This is a genomic window from Lyngbya sp. CCY1209 (genome assembly GCF_055795065.1).
This window is the reverse complement of sequence record NZ_JAYFER010000059.1, coordinates 1-267: the sequence shown is the minus strand read 5'-3', so window position 1 is coordinate 267 and position 267 is coordinate 1. Positions and strand designations below refer to the sequence as shown.

The window sequence follows — 267 nt, the reverse complement described above, 5'->3', positions numbered from 1 at the left end:
TTCGATTTCTCTTAGTGTATGACAGATTCTTGTCTTTTCCGGCTTAAGTTGGAGTCCAATGGGTTTTAACCATTCGGTGATAGCAATCTTGCACTGTTCAATGATTTCGAGTTTTGGTGATATGACTACAAAATCATCGGCATATCTGACGACCGTTGCTTGGATTCTGCTATTCTTTTTCGGGAATAGCTTTTCTATGTGCCTCACCATTCCATCCAGTGCGATGTTGGCGAGGAGTGGACTTATTACCCCTCCTTGAGGTGTCCC

Annotated in this window: 1 protein-coding gene; it reads right to left on the bottom strand. The window is 43.4% G+C overall.

What is annotated here, in order from left to right; translation table 11 throughout:
- Nucleotides 1-267 (bottom strand): reverse transcriptase/maturase family protein (locus tag AC0QHF_RS00305; RefSeq protein WP_324702197.1); only part of this gene is annotated, 267 nt, incomplete at both ends.